The sequence below is a fragment of the Lactobacillus kullabergensis genome, assembly GCF_003151025.1.
GTDB classification, from domain to species: Bacteria; Bacillota; Bacilli; order Lactobacillales; family Lactobacillaceae; genus Lactobacillus; species Lactobacillus kullabergensis.
The window spans coordinates 1,549,446-1,568,547 of sequence record NZ_CP029477.1; the positions used below are offsets into that span (position 1 = coordinate 1,549,446).

The window sequence follows — 19,102 nt, forward strand, 5'->3', positions numbered from 1 at the left end:
CTATTCCTTCCATGATATGAGTGTGTTATAAATATTTTTTGAATGATAAACCTTATCTAAATAGTTTTTGTCTTGAAATAAAGCCATAAGTTCACGCAAATCTTTAAGTTGTTCCTGGCCTCCAGTTGAACAAATAAAGAAAACCAAATAGACCTCAACTTTAGTCTCAAAGTCACCCATTTGTCGAAACAATACTGGTTTATTTAGCCGAGCAACCAATATGCCGTCTTTTTTAATATTGACAGGATCACAGTGGGGTATTGCTACTCCGACTGATTTTGTTCTTAATCCTGTTGGAAAAACTGATTCTCTTTTAACTAAAGCTTTTAAATAACTTTTCCTTGTGTAACCTTCTTGGAACAGCTTATCCGCCGCCAATTTAAATAATTCTTCTTGTTCTACCTCAAGATTGTCTAAAAGCAAGTTTTTATTGAATTTCATCTAATCACCTCTATTAGAAGAATGCCTTAATTGAGTAGTGCTTGACTTTTAAAAACATTTCTTAATATTGAAGTATTTAATAAAAGTTCTCTTTACCAAAATTTGAGTAAGCACTTAGATTATAGGGTGAAAATATACCTTTATCTGTTACAATACCGTCAATTAAATATGGTGGGGTTATATCAAAAGCGGGGTAAATGGAATTAACACCATCAACTGCAATCTTTTGACTTCCAAATTGTAAAGCCTGTTTTGAGTCACGGTATTCTATTTTTATTGTTTCACCAGTTAATTTGTCTTGATCAGGAATACCAGTAACAAAATACGGTATCCCAATTCTTTTAGCCAAGATAGCTATTTGCTTTGTACCAATTTTATTAGCTATATGACCATCCATAGCAATCGTATCAGCAGCCGATGTATAGAAGTCAATGTCTCCTCTTTCAAGAACAAAATTAACCATATTATCGTCAATTACTGTAGTGTCAAAACCAGCTTCTTGAAAACAGCTGGCAGTTAGTCTGCTACCTTGTAAAAAGGGTTCAGTAACGGCATCATAGGCTTTTAAAGTTTTATTCGTCTCTTTTGCTCTTCTAATTATGGCTCCAATAATGGTTTCGCCATAACATTGAGTCAAAAAACTTGAATTATTTGGCATAATATCAACTAAATAATTGCCAACTTTTTGCATAGTCATATAGCGGCGGTTTAAAGAATCTATTGTGTCATTAAAGGCTGCTTCAATAGCTGACTTACCATTTTTGATAGCTTCCTTTTGTTGTTTCAATGCTCTATTGGTTATTGCTGAATATCTATTTGCTGTGGTAGGTCTTGCATTACCTAATTCACAAGCTGCTTTAGTTAGGAAGGAAATCTGTTCGTCTTCTGACCTATCCTTGCATTGATAAGCAGCAAGAGCCATTCCCATGCCCACGGCAGTATATGGACCGGCACTTTGAGTAACCATATCTTGAATTGCCTTAATAACTTCTTGATAAGTTTTACAATAAACAAACTTTTTTTGACCTGGAAATACTCTACGGTCTAATATTCTTACTTGTCCATCCTCATACCAAGCGACATTTTCGTATTGTAAAAGAAATGGCATACCGCTATCTTGTCTTTGCATAATTTATCCCTCCTGCTTAATTATTTGTGCGATAATCACATCTATATCTAAAATAATCTCAGTGCCATTGTTATATTCTTTGCGATTTAGGATCAAATCAATTCCGATCTTTATTAGTATTTTCATTACTAAATTTTTTATTTCTTGATTCTCAATTGACGTAATTTCAATTACTTTAGAATCTCCAACTGTTCTGCGAATTATTTCGGTACCCGCATAACCTAAAGTATCATTTTTGATAGAACGCAAATACTGATTTTTAAATTCACGCTCACGGTAAAATGGGAATTCAACAATTTGATCATATTTATTGGCCAATTTGGTAAAAGTTTTGTCAAAAACATTCTTAATAGCGTCGTGAAGCCAACTAATAATTTCGGTATTATCTTCTTTAAATTTAGCTTGAAAAGTTTTCTGTACTACATAAGGGAATATCAAATTACCAATCACATTCCCAATGTCATAACCAATGGGACCGTAAAAAGCAAATTCACTATCGAAGACACGAATATCGTCAGTGTTGATAAAAATTGATCCGCTATGTAAGTCGCCATGAATTAAAGCTTGAGCATTATTCATGAAATTATTGCGCAATTGACCAATGTTGGCTTTCAGCACATCATTATTGTATAAATTAATTGTCACAAAATCAGTTAGCCGTTTATCAAAAGTATTCCTATTATTATAATCATAATAAGGTTCTGTTAAAACAAGATCTTCACTAATTTGACAAGTTCCAGGATTAACAAATTCTTTTACCAAGTTTTTTTTGGTTGTACTTTCTAACACTAAGTCAGTTGTGGGAAGTAAAACATTAACCATAAAATTACTTATTTGTTCGTCAAATTTAGGATAAATATGCTTTTTTTGTAACTCATAGCGCAAATTTTTAAAATTGGAAACATCCTCCATCAATATTACATGCATGGTCTCATTGTAATCATAAACTTCGGGAACCTGTCCGCCACTTAATTTACGCTGAATCTCTAAACATCTTTCTTCAATATGACCCCTATACTGATCAAGAGGATTACCAGAAGTTCTAATGGTTTCTCCCGTTTGCTTTAAAATTAATGATTTTTTACCATCACTTACTTTGTAAACATGGTTAATATTGCCATCACTTACTTCTTTTACTTTCAATTTTTGAGCATTTTCATGTTCAAAAAAATTGGTATGATCGATTACATATTGCTTAGCATTTTCTTCGTTTAGATTAAAATATCTTTTATAGTCCATATTTCCTCCTAAAAACTAACATTATCTGATTTTTAAGCAGTTACAGATTGATTGGAAAAATCTTTTGACAAATGCCCTTCGTCATCCAAAGCCTCAAAATTATTATAAGTATCTTCTTTTTTGCTCTTAGGAAAACTAATGAATGCAAAAACCACTGCTGAAATTAAAGTTAAATAGCAATACCAAACAAAAGGCATCACAGAAACAGGAGAAACTTTTGCCATACCACCTGAAACTAGCAGCTGACCTGCATATGGAATTAGTCCCTGAACGTTTGTAGCAAACATAGAAAGTATTGCTGCCACGCGTTTTCTCGATAAATTAAATTTTTTACCAATGGTAACTGCCATCGGACCAACAGCAACGATTGCAATTGTATTATTAGTTGTAGCAATGCAAAGTAAAATAATTAGCATTCCAATTGAAAGTTCAGCTCCATGTTTTGTTTTAGTATATTGTCCGAGCTTATCAATTAGCCATTGAATTCCGCCAAGATACTTCATCATTTCGACTACGCCACCAACAAATACGGCAATAATAGCCATATCTTCCATGCCGGCCATGCCTTTTTGAATGTATGCCATTGAGCTTATCCAACCAAAATCACCATGTAACACTCCAATGAATATACCAGAAACTATACCTAATGTTAGTACGGACATTACATTCATACCAATTAAAGACAATATTATAACCAAAGCATAAGGAATAATATCGACGAAACTAAACTGATAACCACTAGTTAAAGAAACACTCTTGATTGGCACAAATGCCAGAGCAATACAGTTAATAATTATAGCCGGTATATAAGCAAGAAAATTTAATTTGAACTTATCACGCATCAAAACTTTTTGACTTTGAACTGCGGCTATTGCTGAAGCGGAGATAAATGAATTATTGTCACCAAACATTGCCCCTCCAACTACAATACCAGCCATTAATGCAGGATTCACACCTGTTTTATTAGCAACATCTATAGCAACTGGCATCAATGCAGCAATCGTACCCATTGATGTTCCCATTGCAAAACTTAAAATCATACCAATGAGAAATACTCCAGGTAGAATTAAATTTTGCGGTAATATACTCAATCCTAAGTTGGTAACCGAAGAAACTGCATGCATTTTAGTAGCAACACCCTGAAAAGCGCCTGCTAAAATGAATATAACGACCATTGTCATTAAATTTGTTTCTCCTCCACCTTGACAAAAAAGTTTTACTTTCTCAGATAATTTCATATTTTTTTGTCCATTTTGCGGTGGTATAGCAAAGGAAATAATCGCAGCTATGATCATTCCCACCAACAAAGGCATACTATCAAATTTGCCACTAATTAATCCTGATAAAACATATAAAATCAAAAATCCAATAAGTGGCATAAGACCAGTAAATGACCCTTTTACTTTTTGTTCATCCATAATTAACCTCTTAACTTAACTACTCTTTTTTAGCAAGCGCTTACAGTAAATAATTATAACAGCTATAATTTGCAAATCAATACAAAACAAACAAAAAAGATAAAAAAGAAATTTTATTTTATCGATTATCTTTGAAAAATAACTTTTTGTTGTCAAAACTATTGAAATCGATTTCATATTGTGAAATACTTTTAGTAGTTCATGTGAACAAGTTGTTAGTTAAAAAATTATTTATTTGGAGGTAAATATGCAAAATTTTAATTATCATAATCCTGTCGCAATTTATTTTGGCGAAGGAAAAGAAAAACTTATCGGCAAACTAGCCAATAAATACAGTAAAACCAAAAAAGCCCTAGTGCTTTATAGTGGTGACTACTATGAAACATTAGGAATTTCAAAAGTAATAAAAACTAGTTTTAACGAATATGGAATTACATACCAGGAGAACGGCGAAATAGTACCTAATCCTAGAATAGAGTTAATTGACAAGCTGGTTGATACTGTCAAAAAGGAAAACATCGATTTTATTCTCGCAGTGGGTGGAGGTTCTGTTATTGATACTGCCAAAGCTGTATCGGCAGGAGCTCTTTATGATGGTGAAACTTGGGATTTTTATACAGGCAAAGCTGAACCTCAAGCTGCATTACCTGTTGGGATTATTTCAACTGCTGCTTCTTCAGGATCAGAAATGTCAAATGACAGTATTGTTAACAATAAAGACCATAAACTTACTTTAGAAAACAATATTATTCTGCCCAAGTTTGCAATTATGAATCCAGCATATACTTTAAAATTTCCTTTATATCAAACTGGAGCTGGGCTCTCTGACATGATGACCCATATGCTTGAGCGTTATTTTACTACTGTAAAAGATGTAAATTTGACTGACAGACTTCTTGAAGGAGCAATTAAGGCTTTGATGGTTACTGCTACAAAACTTAAACAGAACCCAGAAGACTACCAAGTGCGTGCTGAAATCATGTGGTCTTCAATTGTTGCTCATAACAGTTTTTTAGAATGTGGGCGTGAGCCAGACTGGGCATCTCATAGAATCGAAAACGAGCTAAGTGCTGAATACGGCATTACCCATGGTGAGGGTATGGCAATTGTATTTCCAGCATGGATGAAATATACCAGTCAATTCTTACCTCAAAAATTTATTCAACTCGGTGAGAGACTGTTCAATCTTGACAGTTTCGAATACAGCAATCAAGAAATTATCGATATTGTTATTATGAAATTCAAAGAATATTTTTCAAATGTTGGTATGCATAAGAATTTGCGTGAAGTGGGAATAAAAGATGACAGTAATTTCAAAAAGATGGCACTTAACGCGACACAAAATGACAGTAATCCTATAGGACATTATAAGAAATTAACTTCAGATGACATTGTACAGATTTATAAATATGCTTTATAAAAAAGAAAACTAATTATTTTTCCGTTATATATCCTTCCTTACTTTTAGATAAAACTTAGAAAGCAAGTCCAATTAATGAGTATTATTTTCCCCCCTATAATTTCAATTTGGTACTCAAGACAATAAAGGACTTGTTTTTTAATATTTAAACATCATAAAACGGAAAAGATAAATTTTTTCTATAAGTAACAACATTGAATGAAAACTTTTTATTTTAAAAAGATACAAATAATTTTATATTTACTTTTTATTTTTTTGGAGAAACTTGTATGAAGAAGATATATAATCTATTTATCCTTATCGTTTATATTCTTTTATTAATTAATATGATGATTAAATTTCTACCAAATATAATTGCTGTAGCGATTTCATTGATAATACTAATTCCAGCAATTCATGATCGTTTAAAAAGTAGGCATAATAAGGGTTTTTAGATACAATTATCAAGGGGGGAAAAATAAAAATATGAAATTTGAAAGATTAAATGAAATAGAAAATATTTTAAAGATTAATGGTAGTGTATCGGTTAACGATCTTTCTAAGAGGTTCAAAGTGTCAAAAGAAACCATAAGAAAAGATTTAGATTACCTATCTTCCAAAAAGAAAATAGGTAGAGTGCATGGCGGAGCCTATTCGTTTGAATATAATAAAAGTGTACCCTATAGTGCTCGGGACAAAATGCTAGTAAATGAAAAGAAAGAAATTGCAAGTATAGCAGCAGATTTAATAGATGATGGTAATACATTATTTATTGATTCTTCTACTACATCTATTCAAGTTTTGAAAAAATTATTGAGTGACGGTAAAAAATTAAAAGTAATCACCAATTCTCTTACTTGCGCAAATATAGCTTTAAAGAATGATAATATCGATATTTACATGATTGGTGGTTCCTTAAATAAGAAAAACATGAGTTTCAAAACACAAAGTCCAGAATTATATAATTCATTCAACGCCGATTATGCTGTTTTAAGTCCATCTGGTATTGATGTAAAGTGCGGAATAACAGATAAAAGTGCTTCTTCTTCAAAAATGCTTAGTTCATTTATTAAAAGAGCCAAGCATACTTTAATCGTTGCTGATCATTCAAAACTTGATTCTGTTTCAGCATTTTCTGTAAGTCCGTTAACAGAAATTGACGGAATAATTACTGATAAAATAAATGACAGCAATTCATGGCAAAGTGCGGCTCAAAAGTATTCTTTCTTTATTAAAGAAATTTAATCTATTTAAATTAAAAACATTTAAAAAGTGCTCCTAAACATATCTCGCTTAAGAGCACTTTTTATTTTTTAGAGTTATTCTCGTAATAATCTTTTTGCCAAAGCAAAATCACCAACAGTCGCAGAACCATTATTACTGATTTCCGGCATTGTTATATATTCCTCAAGTGGTGGAACATGCACATAACCGTTCAGTAATGTCGCAAAATCACGTCGTACTTTTTCTAGAAACTTTTCACTGGTAACGCCGCCGCCAAAGACAATTTTGTCCGGGCGTAAAATTAAAGTGACTTGCAAGACAGCCTGTGCTACATAGTAGCTCATAATATCCCACACAGGATCGGTAAGCGGCACATCTTTTCCAGATTTATTAAGACGTGCTTCAAATGTAGGACCTGAAACCAAACCTTCCAAGCAATCTTTATGAAAAGGACAAACACCAGCAAAATCCAAGTCATCTGGATGGCGCTTAACTTTAACGTGTCCCATTTCGGGATGACCTAAAGAGCCTACCAACTTGCCGTTAATAATAGCTCCGCCACCGACACCAGTGCCAATCGTGTAGTAAACGAGTGAATCAACATCTTCATTAGATAGCTGCGACATTACATATTCACCAAAAGCAGAACCATTAACGTCAGTGGTAAAGAAAACTGGAACCTTAATTGTTTTAGTCAAAAATCCGACAAAGTCAGTATTGCTCCAGACTTCTTTGGGTGTATCAGTTATAAAGCCATAATTAGGTGCCGTTTTCCGCACCTCAATTGGTCCAAAAGACGCAATTCCAATTGCATCAACTTCAAACTGCTTAAAATAATCTACCGTTTTTTGTAAGGTTTCCTCTGGTGCCGTAGTGGGAAAAGTTGTTTGATCCTTAATTTGATAATTCTCATTGCCGACCGCACATACAAATTTTGTACCACCGGCCTCAATTGATCCTAGTAACATTTATATCTCCTTAATTATTTTATTTAGATATTATTTATTATAACCCTCAATCTAGATCCGAAAAAATTTTCTTAAATAAAAGCCTGCCAAATAATATTTTAACTATTTAGCAGGCGAAACCCGAATATTATTACAGCTTCTGGCAGACTTCAAATATTTCTTTATTCGGTCCGTAGAAGTTAAAATACTTAATACCATTTTCCCAATAAGGCAAACTTTGAATTCCATTTTCAACAAACTGTACATTTAATTTTTGAACTTCGGCAAATGCACGATTTATATTGTTGGTATCAAGCGCAATATGATTAATTGACCCTACTTTTCCTGGAGCTTCTTGAGGGGATTCCCAACTCTCAAGCATTAATGTTCCTAACTGATAAAATGCCACTCGGCTACCTTGATTATCTTCAGTATTCACCAACTTAAAGCCTAAGCTTTGATAAAAATCTCCACTTTCATCAAATTTTTTTGTCGGAATGCCTACATGTTGCAAGCCATTAAAAATCATTTTGTTACCTCAAACTTATCTAACAGTATCTTGCCATTCAGTGTAATACTTAACATTAGAAACAGCAATTTTGCCTTCATTTACAAAAAAGCTGAATTCTCTTCCTGTTTTATGATACATTCTAGCACTTAAAGCAATATTGTTAATATAGATTATGATAATACTAGCATCAACAATCAACTTAATATCATATCTTTTACCTTTTTCAAGTGAGAGTGGTCGCTCTAAACCAGCATCAAAATATTGTGGCCACGGATAATTAGGAGTTCTGGAAAATTTAAGTGCATGTTCAGGTTTAGAAACTTTATACTGATAGCCCTCTCTGGTTTCATCGTTAACAAAAGCCTTTATGCCAAATTCTTTAGTATCATCTGTTACTTCGAGCTGTGCTTCAACTAAGAATTGTTCCGGAACTTCATTAATTACAGTATGCTCTTTTTTACCGTTGGCTTCTCCAATTTCAAAAGATGGAATTGTTTCAACTTTTGCAAAATTGTCAATTATTGTTTGCGGCAAGGTTACACCCAGTGTCTTATCTTTTCTTTGAACAATCTGATGAGGAACAAAAGCGCCACCCCAATCCCAATTACCGAGATCATCATTGTTCTCTTTTGTTGCTACCCAGCCACTCAAATATCGACCTGCTTTTTCATTGCCAACTGATCTGGCAGCATAATAGGCTTTACCATCAAAGAACTCATCTTTTAATGAATGCCAGTTGCCAAATAAATCATTACTGATTCTATATTTCGTCCGCTTGTCTTCTGAATATTCTGAAAATAAAAGGTACCAATTACCTTCTATTTCAAATAAATCCGGCATTTCAATCATGTTGAATTCATTAGGCGTCCAAAAGTCTCCTTTAAACGCCCAGTTTTTCATATCTGGAGATTCAAAATATACTAATCTTCCCGTTGGCTTCTTTTTATCACTCGGAAGTCTTGCGCCCAAAACCAAAATATAGGACTTGTGCTCTGCAGAATAAACAACGATTGGGTCACGCCAGTCATTATGGTCATACCCAGGTTGTGGTATTAAACTGCTGGCTTTACCCATTTTATTCCAGTGAATTAAATCTTTACTGTTAGCAGACATTAAAATTTCTGAAGTTTTTTTAGCTAACTTTGCCTGACGGTTATGCCCTGTATAAAAAGCTACTTTGTCATCTTTTCCTTGTGTGACACTACCAGCATATATAAATTGATCTGCAGAATCATGAGGACCTTTAGGTAAAACCTCGCCATAATCCTTAAAATTTACAAAATCTTTAGTAGTTACGAGCGACCAGCCAAATGGATCAGTTAAAGGTTCAGGTCTGCGCGTGTCTCTTTGGTGGAACAAGTAAAAAGTTTGATCTTCTTCATTAAAGAATGGCATACAGTCGCCAAACCAACGATCTTCTGGTTTATAAAATATTTTTTGCATATCTAATAATTTTCCTCTATTCGTCTTCAGCCTTTTTAGCATTTTTCATATTAAACCTGATTAAAGCAGACATAGCAGTAATTTTTCCAATAACTTCGTATATGTTTTTTCCCTGCATCCGCATATTTAATGTTTCCACAAGTACTGGCAAGTTTACCCCACCAAATAATGCAACTTGTTTGTGCCAATTTATACTTCTTTTGGCTAATTCATTAAAAGGGGTTCCCCCTGCAATATCACAAAATATGATTGTTGGCTCATTTAAGCAGGGTGCAATAACTTGGTCTATTTTTTGGGAAAAAGCGTTTATCCCCTGATCACCTAGATTGATGGCTTTTAAATGATCTATTTTGCCAAAAAAGGATTTTAATACTTTTTCAAACTCGGTAGCAAGATTACCATGTGTAGCAATGATAACGTTAAACATTAAATTCAAATCCTTTTTAAATATAATCTTTTAAATAAACGGTAGGACTCTGCGGTGTAGGTATTACAGTGACTTCAACTCCGCGGCCTATTAACTTTTTAAATGCCTCTTTTTCTTCTGGAGTTACATTAACCGAAGGACGTATACGTTCTGTTCCATCTCTCTGTGCCAGATTACCAACGTTTACTGACTTAATTGGTAATCCATTATCAATCAAGTAATTAACGTCCACTGGAGACACACAAATTAGTAAAACACGTTGTCCCTTATATTTCCCATTTTTGATATTAGTTAAAGCTTTCTGTCTGCTTAAAATTGATGTACTAACATTAGCTGGTGCAGCGAGTCTCACAACCGTTTTTCGCATATCATCATTTACAATACTGTCGTTAATAACCATGATTCTTGTGGCGTTCAAGCGACCACTCCACTGAGTAGCCACTTGCCCATGAATCATGCGATCATCAATTCTTACGTGAATAATTCCTTCCATGCTTTCTGTCATCTTGCTTACCTCTAAGCTAAAACATGCATAGCATTCAACGCTACAGAAACAACCAATACAATTAGAATTACGTAAAGAGGTTTTACCTTTTTACCAAGCAGGTAATATATCAGAGCAACAACAGCTGCAGGTAACAATCCTGGCATAATTTGATCTAATATGCTGTTTCCAGTCATTGTCAGCTTCCCCTGTTTAAAAGTAAATGCCAAATTAACCTTAACCATAGTTGCTGCCAGGGCACCAACAACCATCAGTCCCAACACCGACGCTGCGTTTGTCAGAGACTTTAAAGTGGTATTTAATGAGGAAAGCATTTTGGTTCCGGATCTATACCCTACGTTAAATAGTGGATAAGCTGTTAGTCGTAAAAGAATTGAAGCAACAACCCACATAATACAGCCAAAAGCATTTCCATGTAACGCCATATTAGCAGCAATTGCGCCAAAAATAGTCCAAGGAATAGTGACAAACAAACTGTCTCCTATACCAGCTAAAGGTCCCATTAATCCAGTCTTTAAAGCACTAACTGCTTCAAGAGATTCAGTTTTACCTTTTTCTTCCATACCTACGTCAACACCCATAATAAATGGTGCTGTATATGGAGTAGTATTAAAGAATTGCAGCTGGGTTTTAATAGCAGTCTTCTTACCCTCTGGATCATCTTGATAATTTTCTTCAATGAAAGGCAACATAGCATATGTGTACCCTAAACCTTCATATTTTTCATAGTTTAATGAAGTTGCGCCAAATATAATCCAACGATTCATTACTTTTCTATAAATATTTTTCATTTTACTCATCTTCGTTAGCTCCCCCATTTACAGTTTCCTCAGTTGTATTTTGCTTTTTTGATTGATTTTTATATAGGATTAACGCGATAGCAAAACCAATTAAGGAAATACCGATAATCGGCATCTTTAAATAAATTGCTAAAACAAAGCCAATAATTAAATATGAGAAATAATCTCTAGTTGGTAAATATTGCAATAGCATTCCAATACCAACTGCTGGCAGTATTCCCGCAGCGGTCTTAAGACCACCTGAAAGCCAAGCAGGAATATAGTTAATGAAGCTACCAACAATCTTAGGCCCTAAAATTACTGTTAAAAGAACTGGTATACCGGAAACAAAACTGGTAAACAATGTAGCAAGATACTGCATCCAGTTAATCATGTGGTAATTTCCCTGATCGGCATACTTTTCAGCCTTCTGTTGACAGAAAATATTTGCTGACCATTTTAAAACATCAACCTGGACAATCAGCAAAGCAATTGGAATCGCAAGTGTGATACCAATCGCAGCAGACTGCTTTGTGGCAATCGCCAGGTAAGTACCAATTAAGGCTGCCGTCTGATAGTCAGGGACAGAGGCGCCACCGAAACTTGTAATTCCAAGTGTCATTAACTGTAGGGTACCACCGATATAGAGTCCTGTTTCTACATTACCCATAATCAAACCTGCAATTAAACCAGCAACAACTGGTTGAGAAATTCCAAGCTTAGGCCCCTCCTTATCAAAGTTAATTATAAAACCGTATATTACGATTAAAATATTACGTAATAGCATTTTTCTCTCCTTCTTGAAAAATAGTAAACAATTAAACTTACTTCACTTCAAAAGTTACTTAGCAATAACTGTGCCAAAATTTAAAGAGAAAAAGAGTTTTACTTAATAATGCAGTTGTAGCCAGATTTTATTGTCTGTTAAAAATTATTTGATCAACATAAATTAACTCTGACCGTGGAATTTTCACACTATAATTGTCCTTTATCACACCGAATGCGGAATTTATTTTTTCAAGTTCCTGACCATGCTCCTTTGCAAATTGTTCTTCAAACTCCGGATTTAAATTATTTTCTTCCTTTCTGATTAAGCGTTCAATCAAATAGCTAACATGAACATATAAAGTAAACTTCTTTTGGTTTGATAGTGAAAAGGAAAATTTCCTTTCCAGTTCTTGAATAAAAATAGTAATATTTTCTATTACCTTTGATGGATCCAAGATAGTAACCATGTTGATTGTTTGTTCTAAGGAAAAGTTTTTGACTAAATTATTTGAAATACCGCTAATTTCATCATTTGAAAATGAACCCGCAAGCCATTCCTTAAATTTTTCAGTTCCCTTATCAGATAGTATTTTTTCCAAGAGAATGAAATCAATTCCTTCAATTTGGGGATCTTCAGTGCCTATAATTCCCACAACGTCATACATTCTTTTAATTACCTGAACTTTATGAGTGTCTTGCAAAGCTTGAAAATCATAAGGAATAATTTTGATTTTCTTAGTCGGTGGCAAGCATCGTTCTAGCAATCGAGCTACGTGAGTTGCAGTTCCTATTCCTGAATAACAAGTTGTTAAAATGGCCTTAACTTTATTTCTTTCTGGGTAGGTTAATTTAATATCCAGGTGACTTATTTTTCTGGCATTTTCACTTATTTCTCTAAAACTGCGCTTTTTTAAAACACTCTCTCCTACTTCCAATGCCAGTGGAGTAGAAACATTGTTCATAAGTAAAATTGGAGCGTTTATTTGACGGGGAAAGAGTTTTTCTATTTCTTTTAAGGATCCCATATCTACTAAAATAATTAATCCATGGGAAATGTCATTGTTCTCACTGTAGTCAATTATTTGGTTAGCTATTTGTTGCGTGCTAACGTTAATTGGCATATCAAATGCATCTAGAGTGTGTGTATTAAGTAATCTGTTAACAACATTCACAATGCTTCCCGCTGTAGCATAACCGTGTGCAATGACAATTGCTTTAATTAAACCTGTTTTAGTAATTATTTCTAATTTGTTCAAATAGATAGTTAGTAAAACGTAGTCAATTTCGTTTAGGTCAATGTCAAGATTATCCTTAATCAGAGTTATCAAGCGATTAACATATTGATAAACGTCAGAATATCTCTGTTGCACATCCTTATTAAGATCACTCAAATCCTGCATATCCTTCAATTCTGTATTATCTAAGCGAATTTTTTGTCTTTCAAATAGATAATAGCTAACCGCATAAATGGCATTGCCACTAATTTTCAATTGATATGCATTTTTTAACTGATCAAAAAGTCTTTTAACACTTTCAATTACATAAGATAAAAAAGGTATTTGTTTACTATTATCTTTTTCAAAAAGCAATGTATCGAATAGCTGATAAACAACCTGTTTCAGTTTTGATTCACATTGATGTAAATCATGATTACTTTGCACATAAGTCGATAATATTCTTTTTAAACTTTTTAGAAAAACTTGTTTTTCAGGTGTATTACGTGCTATTAGATCTTCCAATTCAGTGTCATCATTAATAACAATTGAATTGCTTTGTGAATGATAGGTATCAATTTTACTGTTACTCAAAACCTCATCAGGTAAAAATGAAGCGGTAATTGATATTTCTTTTTCATTTTTATTTTCTGCATTGGCTCTTGCAATCGTCAGCTTAATTGCATTCTTTAAATCACCAATATTTCCAGTGGGTTCATAATTAGCAAGCATTTTCAAAACCTGACTACTTACATTTAGCGTTTTACCAATTTTTTTCTGTTCATTTTTAAATAAAGTAAAAACTAGATTTTGTCGTTCCTCCCTGCTTCTTTGCCTTAGAGGTGGCAAAGTAATTTTGACTGGAATTCGGCGCATAAAAGTAGTCAAAAAATTAGTATCCAGGTCTGCCGTGGTAGCAAAGCATAATCTGACATCCACTTTTTTGCCTTTTTGCGTTTCACCAACCGGATATACAATTCCCTGGTCAAGATACGTAAATAGCTTTTCTTGTCCCTTTGAACCCAGCCTATGAACCTCATCTAAAAACAAAACTCCACCATCAGCTTCTACAAAAGCTCCATCATGATCAAAATCAGCACCGGTAAAAGCCCCTTTTTTATAACCAAATAAATTACTGGTTAATAATTCTGGATTATCTGCATACTGAGCGCAATTAACAGTAATAAACGGGGCATTTGGCTTAATGAGCTTTTGTGTACGACAAAATTGATTGATTAAACTAACTAAATAACTTTTGCCTGTTCCACTTTCCCCAGTTATAAGCAAAGGCAACCCGCCATTTGGATATAAAACAGCTGCTCGCACTCTTTCAACACTTTCTTTCAGACTGGGATTTATTTGTGTTAGTCTTTTTAAAACATCTTTATTATTATTTTCTTGCTCTATTTTTGCTACGGATTGATAAATATTGTTTTTGAGACGAAAATTATTCCTTTCAAATTCTGCCTTATGAATAAAATGCACAGGTCGAGTTTCAATTTTTACCAATTTATGTTCTTTTGTTAGTTGATTTAAGTACAAACTAACCGTATTACGCTTTGCATTCAAAGCCTTGGCAACACCACCAGCTGTTAAATCTGCATTTAATTCTTTCAAATCTATTGTTTTGGTTTTAGCATCCAAATAACGTAAAATTTCATCTTTTAGCATGTTGACCTCTATATTTAAACAATTTGTTAAACCGCAAACACCTTCAAACGTCATTGTAAACTATATTTTTCAACTATTCAGAGCTTTTTTACCTCAGAAAACTGTGAATTGTCGCTAATACGAAATCTTTTGTTTGCTTTAACTGATTTTGAATGATCAAAGGCTAAAAAATAATTTTTTTGAAATTTTTAGTGTGAAGAAACTTGAACTAGTGTGAGAACACAAAAAAGACTTTGAGCAGTCAAACTCCAAGTCTTTTATTTTAATTGATTTATTAAAATTTTACTTTTCAGGCACATCCTGAATTTTTACATTTGCCCCTAGCAAACGTAGTTTTTCTTGAACGCGATCATAGCCTCGTAAAATATTGCCAGCATTGTTGATAACGGTTTTTCCATCCGCCATCAAACCCGCTATCATTAAACAGGCTCCTGCACGAATTTCGCCAGCAGAAACCGTAGTACCATGAAGTTTAGCAGTAGGATGAACCAAAATAATATTGTCTTCAACCTTAATATCTGCACCCATTTTGCGTAATTGCTCAATGTGTCCAATTCTTTTGGGGTAAATTTGGTCAATGATGACACCTTCACCAGACTTAGCAGAAAGCAAAAGCGGCGTTACCGGCTGCTGCAAATCTGTCGCAAATCCAGGATAAGAAGAGGTGCGAATCTGAGTCATTTTTAAATCACCAGCAGGATAAACATAAAGCGAATCCTCTGTGGCGTCAATGACTACACCCATTTCTTCTACTTTAGCTAAGTAAGAATCAAGATGCTCTTCAATAATATTATGAATGCAGATACCGTTGCCAATACAACCAGCAAGAGAAATATAAGTGCCTGCTTCGATTCGATCAGGAATAATAGTATGGGGAGTCTTAGCTTCAAGACGCTCAACACCCTCAATCCTAATAGAATCAGTTCCGGCACCTCTGATAACTGCACCCATATTATTTAAAAATGTAGCTAAATCAATTATTTCAGGTTCTTTAGCAGCATTATCAATAATAGTTTGTCCTTTGGCAGTTACAGATGCCATAATTATATTCATTGTGGCACCTACTGAAGGCATTGCCAAATGAATTTTAGCACCATGCAGACCATCTGCAGGTGAAGTAATTTTTATTTGATCATTCTCATTTTTTACACATGCACCTAGGGCTTCAAATCCTTTAATATGCTGATCAATGGGGCGGGGACCAATATCATCTCCACCAGGGAAGCCCACAACAGCCTTACCAAAACGACCAAGAAGAGCACCCATAAAATAATAAGATGCGCGCAAACTCTTGATTTTACCACTTGGCAATGGGCTCATCTTAATGTGCTCTGGATTGATACGCAATGTCGTATTTTGAAAATCACTTGCGACACTCATTTCACTTAGCAGATCCATTAAGTTGTCAACATCTGCAATCCTGGGAACGCCTTCCAAAGTTACAGGTGTACGCGACAAAATTGATGCTGGAATCAATGCAACAGTCGAGTTTTTGGCACCACCAATCCAGACATCACCCTGCAGGGGCTTTCCACCATGAATTATCATTTGCTTCATTGGCGAAAAAATCCTTTTCTATTTCGTTTAGTCATAATAATGTTATAGGAATTTAACAGAAAAAACAAGAGAAGACCTTCGCCTTCCCCAGCCCAAAAAACTAGTTTTTGTATTATCTAAATATGCCAATTAAAGCTTTTCTTCAGGAAGACCACTTGCAGCACCAATAAATGCTTTGTAAAGTCCCTCAGGTCTTTGTGGCCTGCTCAAAAATTCGGGATGATATTGAGCAGCAATAAAGAATTTATTTTTAGTCAATTCAATAATTTCAACTAAATGATTATCTGGTGAAACTCCGGCAAAAGTCATTCCTGCTTTTTCAAATGCTTCACGATATTCATTATTAAACTCGTAACGGTGACGGTGACGCTCCTGAATGACATCTTGATTATCATAAGCTGCAGCAGTCTTTGTCCCCTTCTTCAAGGTTGCTGGATAAAGACCTAAACGCAAGGTTCCGCCAATATTTTCTTCATCACGTTTGTCAGCCATAATGTCAATTACATTATGCTTAGTCTTAGGATCTGCTTCGGTGGTATTAGCGTCCTTATATCCCAAAACATCACGGGCAAACTCGACTGTTGCCATTTGCATCCCTAAACAAACGCCTAAAAACGGAATGTCGTTTTCACGGGCATATTTAATTGCGGTAATCATTCCTTCAAAGCCGCGGGAGCCAAAGCCACCGGGAACGATTAAACCATCAGAATCTTTCATAAAATCGGCAATATTATCTTCAGTCACGTCTTCTGCCTGCACCTTATTAATTTTGACATCAGTATTGTAGGCGTAACCAGCATGCTTCAAGGCGTCTGTAACGGAAATATAGGCATCCTCAAGTTCAACATACTTGCCAACAAGAGTAATCGTGGTAGTGTGCTGCAAGTTTTTAACTCTTTCATCAAGCCTTTGCCATTCAGCCATATCAGCTTCATCCTTAGGGCTCTTGAGATGTAGGAAGTCACACACTTTTTGATCCATCCCTTGTTTTTGGAAAGCTAACGGCAAGTCAAAAAGTGATGGTGCATTAATTGATTCAATAATACGATCAACTGGCACATCAGTGAAATTGGAAATTTTATCCTTATGCTCCTGATCAATTGGCATTTCCGCCCGTAACACCAACATATTAGGTTGAATTCCAATACTACGCAGTTCAGCGACTGAATGTTGTGTCGGCTTTGTTTTCATTTCTTGGGCTGCATGCAGGTAAGGTACTAAAGTACAGTGAATGTACATGACATTTTCTTCACCAACTTCACGTCGCATCTGTCTGATAGCTTCCATAAAAGGAGTTGATTCGATATCACCAACAGTACCACCAATTTCTGAAATAACAACGTCTGAATCAGTGGTCAGACCCGCACGCATAATTTTTTGCTTAATCATATCTGTAATATGGGGAATGACTTGCACAGTTGCACCATGATAGTCCCCGCGCCGTTCTTTTTCAAGCACTTCTTTGTAAATTTTACCGGTAGTGACATTCGAATATTTGCTTGTACGTACGTCTACAATTCTCTCGTAGTGACCCAAGTCAAGGTCTGCTTCAGTACCATCGTCAGTAACAAATACTTCACCATGTTGATAAGGATTCATTGTTCCGGGGTCGATGTTAATGTATGGATCAAATTTTTGCATTGTCACCTTTAAACCGCGGTTTTTTAGTAATCGACCTAAGCTAGAGGCAGTAATTCCTTTACCAAGTGAAGAAACAACACCGCCAGTAACGAAGATATATTTTGTCATTAGCTCAAACTCCTTTGCAAAAAATAAGAATAATCAAAAATAAAAAAGCTCCCATACGGGAGCTTAAACGCACATAACGTGCCCAAATAAAATACTATCTATTTTGGGAGACAAAGTCAAGAAAATTATTCATCGTCATCTTCGTCTTCATCATCATTTAATTCAGATAGCTGACCTTCAATGCCATCTGGCAAGTCTTCATCATCGTCATCATCGGTATTGACATATTCATCGTCATCATCAAAATCATCCGGCTCGTCATCAGCAGTGGCATCCAAGTCCTCGTCTTCCGGATCATCATTATCATAGTCAATGATATCATCGCTACCTGTAGCACTTGCTAAAAAGGCATTAACTTTCTTATGGTGAGTCCGAGTATCTTCTTCATCCTCGTCTTCAGGGTGATTAACCTCTTCATCTACAGATTCATAAGGAAACCATGAACGAAGAGCCCACACATTTTCACCCATAGAAATGAATTCACCATCGGTATTCATGTCAGTGTAGAATTGGGGCAAACGTTCCCTTATTTCTTCATCGCTGACGCCTAAGTACTTTTGCACTGCATTAACAATATCTGCAAAAGCCATTCTCTTATTGTTATCTTCTAAAATTGCGCGAGCAACTTCAATCATTGATAATTCATTGCGATTTTTATTTTTAAAGTCGTTTAATCCCACA

Annotated in this window: 17 protein-coding genes; 2 read left to right on the top strand and 15 right to left on the bottom strand. The window is 34.7% G+C overall.

The features are described 5' to 3' along the window. The 4 genes from DKL58_RS07465 to DKL58_RS07480 all read right to left on the bottom strand — a co-directional run bounded on the left by DKL58_RS07465 (position 1) and on the right by DKL58_RS07480 (position 4,227). Positions 1-441: a PTS sugar transporter subunit IIA gene (locus DKL58_RS07465; RefSeq protein WP_109586653.1), complete on the bottom strand. Its 441-nt coding sequence runs from the start codon at positions 439-441 to the stop codon at positions 1-3. 76 nt (positions 442-517) lie between these two features. Continuing rightward, positions 518-1,570 carry a s-methyl-5-thioribose-1-phosphate isomerase gene (locus DKL58_RS07470; RefSeq protein ID WP_109586654.1) on the bottom strand — a complete coding sequence of 351 codons (1,053 nt, stop codon included), beginning with the start codon at positions 1,568-1,570 and terminating at the stop codon, positions 518-520. A gap of 3 nt (positions 1,571-1,573) precedes the next feature. Next, positions 1,574-2,809 carry an S-methyl-5-thioribose kinase gene (gene mtnK, locus DKL58_RS07475; protein WP_109586655.1) on the bottom strand — a complete coding sequence of 412 codons (1,236 nt, stop codon included), beginning with the start codon at positions 2,807-2,809 and terminating at the stop codon, positions 1,574-1,576. 32 nt (positions 2,810-2,841) lie between these two features. Next, positions 2,842-4,227 carry a Na+/H+ antiporter NhaC family protein gene (locus DKL58_RS07480; RefSeq protein ID WP_109586656.1) on the bottom strand — a complete coding sequence of 462 codons (1,386 nt, stop codon included), beginning with the start codon at positions 4,225-4,227 and terminating at the stop codon, positions 2,842-2,844. Positions 4,228-4,474: 247 nt separating this feature from the next. Between DKL58_RS07480 and DKL58_RS07485 the strand changes: the two genes are divergently transcribed. Together DKL58_RS07485 and DKL58_RS07490 are read left to right on the top strand one after the other, a co-directional pair. Next, positions 4,475-5,647, top strand: coding sequence for an iron-containing alcohol dehydrogenase (locus tag DKL58_RS07485; RefSeq protein ID WP_109586657.1), 1,173 nt, complete (start codon positions 4,475-4,477; stop codon positions 5,645-5,647). A 465-nt stretch (positions 5,648-6,112) separates the two neighbouring features. Continuing rightward, on the top strand, positions 6,113-6,871 hold the full coding sequence (locus DKL58_RS07490; protein WP_109586658.1) for a DeoR/GlpR family DNA-binding transcription regulator: 759 nt from the start codon (positions 6,113-6,115) through the stop codon (positions 6,869-6,871). 74 nt (positions 6,872-6,945) lie between these two features. Here DKL58_RS07490 and scrK read toward each other — a convergent pair whose 3' ends face one another. From scrK to rpoE, 11 genes are all read right to left on the bottom strand, one after another. Beyond that, positions 6,946-7,818: a fructokinase ScrK gene (scrK, locus tag DKL58_RS07495; RefSeq protein ID WP_109586659.1), complete on the bottom strand. Its 873-nt coding sequence runs from the start codon at positions 7,816-7,818 to the stop codon at positions 6,946-6,948. Between the two features lie 130 nt (positions 7,819-7,948). Further along, positions 7,949-8,326, bottom strand: coding sequence for a VOC family protein (locus tag DKL58_RS07500; protein WP_109586660.1), 378 nt, complete (start codon positions 8,324-8,326; stop codon positions 7,949-7,951). Between the two features lie 15 nt (positions 8,327-8,341). Then, positions 8,342-9,751: a GH32 C-terminal domain-containing protein gene (locus DKL58_RS07505; RefSeq protein ID WP_109586661.1), complete on the bottom strand. Its 1,410-nt coding sequence runs from the start codon at positions 9,749-9,751 to the stop codon at positions 8,342-8,344. 16 nt (positions 9,752-9,767) lie between these two features. Then, on the bottom strand, positions 9,768-10,178 hold the full coding sequence (locus DKL58_RS07510) for a PTS sugar transporter subunit IIA (RefSeq protein WP_109586662.1): 411 nt from the start codon (positions 10,176-10,178) through the stop codon (positions 9,768-9,770). A gap of 16 nt (positions 10,179-10,194) precedes the next feature. Continuing rightward, positions 10,195-10,683, bottom strand: coding sequence for a PTS sugar transporter subunit IIB (locus DKL58_RS07515; protein ID WP_109586663.1), 489 nt, complete (start codon positions 10,681-10,683; stop codon positions 10,195-10,197). A gap of 11 nt (positions 10,684-10,694) precedes the next feature. Next, positions 10,695-11,483, bottom strand: a complete 789-nt coding sequence (locus DKL58_RS07520) for a PTS system mannose/fructose/sorbose family transporter subunit IID (protein WP_239386371.1) — start codon at positions 11,481-11,483, stop codon at positions 10,695-10,697. Beyond that, entirely contained in the window at positions 11,476-12,249 is a 774-nt protein-coding gene (locus tag DKL58_RS07525; protein WP_109586665.1) for a PTS mannose/fructose/sorbose/N-acetylgalactosamine transporter subunit IIC, read from the bottom strand. The genes DKL58_RS07520 and DKL58_RS07525 overlap by 8 nt, the downstream gene beginning before the upstream one ends. A gap of 127 nt (positions 12,250-12,376) precedes the next feature. Continuing rightward, positions 12,377-15,115, bottom strand: a complete 2,739-nt coding sequence (locus tag DKL58_RS07530; RefSeq protein ID WP_162542347.1) for a sigma 54-interacting transcriptional regulator — start codon at positions 15,113-15,115, stop codon at positions 12,377-12,379. A 282-nt stretch (positions 15,116-15,397) separates the two neighbouring features. Further along, the gene (locus DKL58_RS07535; protein ID WP_109586667.1) at positions 15,398-16,672 is read right to left on the bottom strand and encodes a UDP-N-acetylglucosamine 1-carboxyvinyltransferase; all 1,275 of its coding nucleotides are present in this window, start codon (positions 16,670-16,672) and stop codon (positions 15,398-15,400) included. A 129-nt stretch (positions 16,673-16,801) separates the two neighbouring features. After that, complete coding sequence (locus DKL58_RS07540) at positions 16,802-18,421, bottom strand: CTP synthase (RefSeq protein WP_109586668.1); 1,620 nt, start codon at positions 18,419-18,421, stop codon at positions 16,802-16,804. Between the two features lie 125 nt (positions 18,422-18,546). Beyond that, entirely contained in the window at positions 18,547-19,101 is a 555-nt protein-coding gene (rpoE, locus tag DKL58_RS07545) for a DNA-directed RNA polymerase subunit delta (RefSeq protein WP_109586669.1), read from the bottom strand. Between the last annotated feature and the right edge of the window lies 1 nt (position 19,102).

Excerpts from the sequence above, each read along its gene's own strand:
- DKL58_RS07465 (WP_109586653.1), bottom strand. The coding sequence starts at position 441 with ATGAAATTCAATAAAAACTTGCTTTTAGACAATCTTGAGGTAGAACAA.
- DKL58_RS07470 (WP_109586654.1), bottom strand. The coding sequence starts at position 1,570 with ATGCAAAGACAAGATAGCGGTATGCCATTTCTTTTACAATACGAAAAT.
- mtnK (WP_109586655.1), bottom strand. The coding sequence starts at position 2,809 with ATGGACTATAAAAGATATTTTAATCTAAACGAAGAAAATGCTAAGCAA.
- DKL58_RS07480 (WP_109586656.1), bottom strand. The coding sequence starts at position 4,227 with ATGGATGAACAAAAAGTAAAAGGGTCATTTACTGGTCTTATGCCACTT.
- DKL58_RS07485 (WP_109586657.1), top strand. The coding sequence starts at position 4,475 with ATGCAAAATTTTAATTATCATAATCCTGTCGCAATTTATTTTGGCGAA.
- DKL58_RS07490 (WP_109586658.1), top strand. The coding sequence starts at position 6,113 with ATGAAATTTGAAAGATTAAATGAAATAGAAAATATTTTAAAGATTAAT.
- scrK (WP_109586659.1), bottom strand. The coding sequence starts at position 7,818 with ATGTTACTAGGATCAATTGAGGCCGGTGGTACAAAATTTGTATGTGCG.
- DKL58_RS07500 (WP_109586660.1), bottom strand. The coding sequence starts at position 8,326 with ATGATTTTTAATGGCTTGCAACATGTAGGCATTCCGACAAAAAAATTT.
- DKL58_RS07505 (WP_109586661.1), bottom strand. The coding sequence starts at position 9,751 with ATGCAAAAAATATTTTATAAACCAGAAGATCGTTGGTTTGGCGACTGT.
- DKL58_RS07510 (WP_109586662.1), bottom strand. The coding sequence starts at position 10,178 with ATGTTTAACGTTATCATTGCTACACATGGTAATCTTGCTACCGAGTTT.
- DKL58_RS07515 (WP_109586663.1), bottom strand. The coding sequence starts at position 10,683 with ATGACAGAAAGCATGGAAGGAATTATTCACGTAAGAATTGATGATCGC.
- DKL58_RS07520 (WP_239386371.1), bottom strand. The coding sequence starts at position 11,483 with ATGAGTAAAATGAAAAATATTTATAGAAAAGTAATGAATCGTTGGATT.
- DKL58_RS07525 (WP_109586665.1), bottom strand. The coding sequence starts at position 12,249 with ATGCTATTACGTAATATTTTAATCGTAATATACGGTTTTATAATTAAC.
- DKL58_RS07530 (WP_162542347.1), bottom strand. The coding sequence starts at position 15,115 with ATGCTAAAAGATGAAATTTTACGTTATTTGGATGCTAAAACCAAAACA.
- DKL58_RS07535 (WP_109586667.1), bottom strand. The coding sequence starts at position 16,672 with ATGAAGCAAATGATAATTCATGGTGGAAAGCCCCTGCAGGGTGATGTC.
- DKL58_RS07540 (WP_109586668.1), bottom strand. The coding sequence starts at position 18,421 with ATGACAAAATATATCTTCGTTACTGGCGGTGTTGTTTCTTCACTTGGT.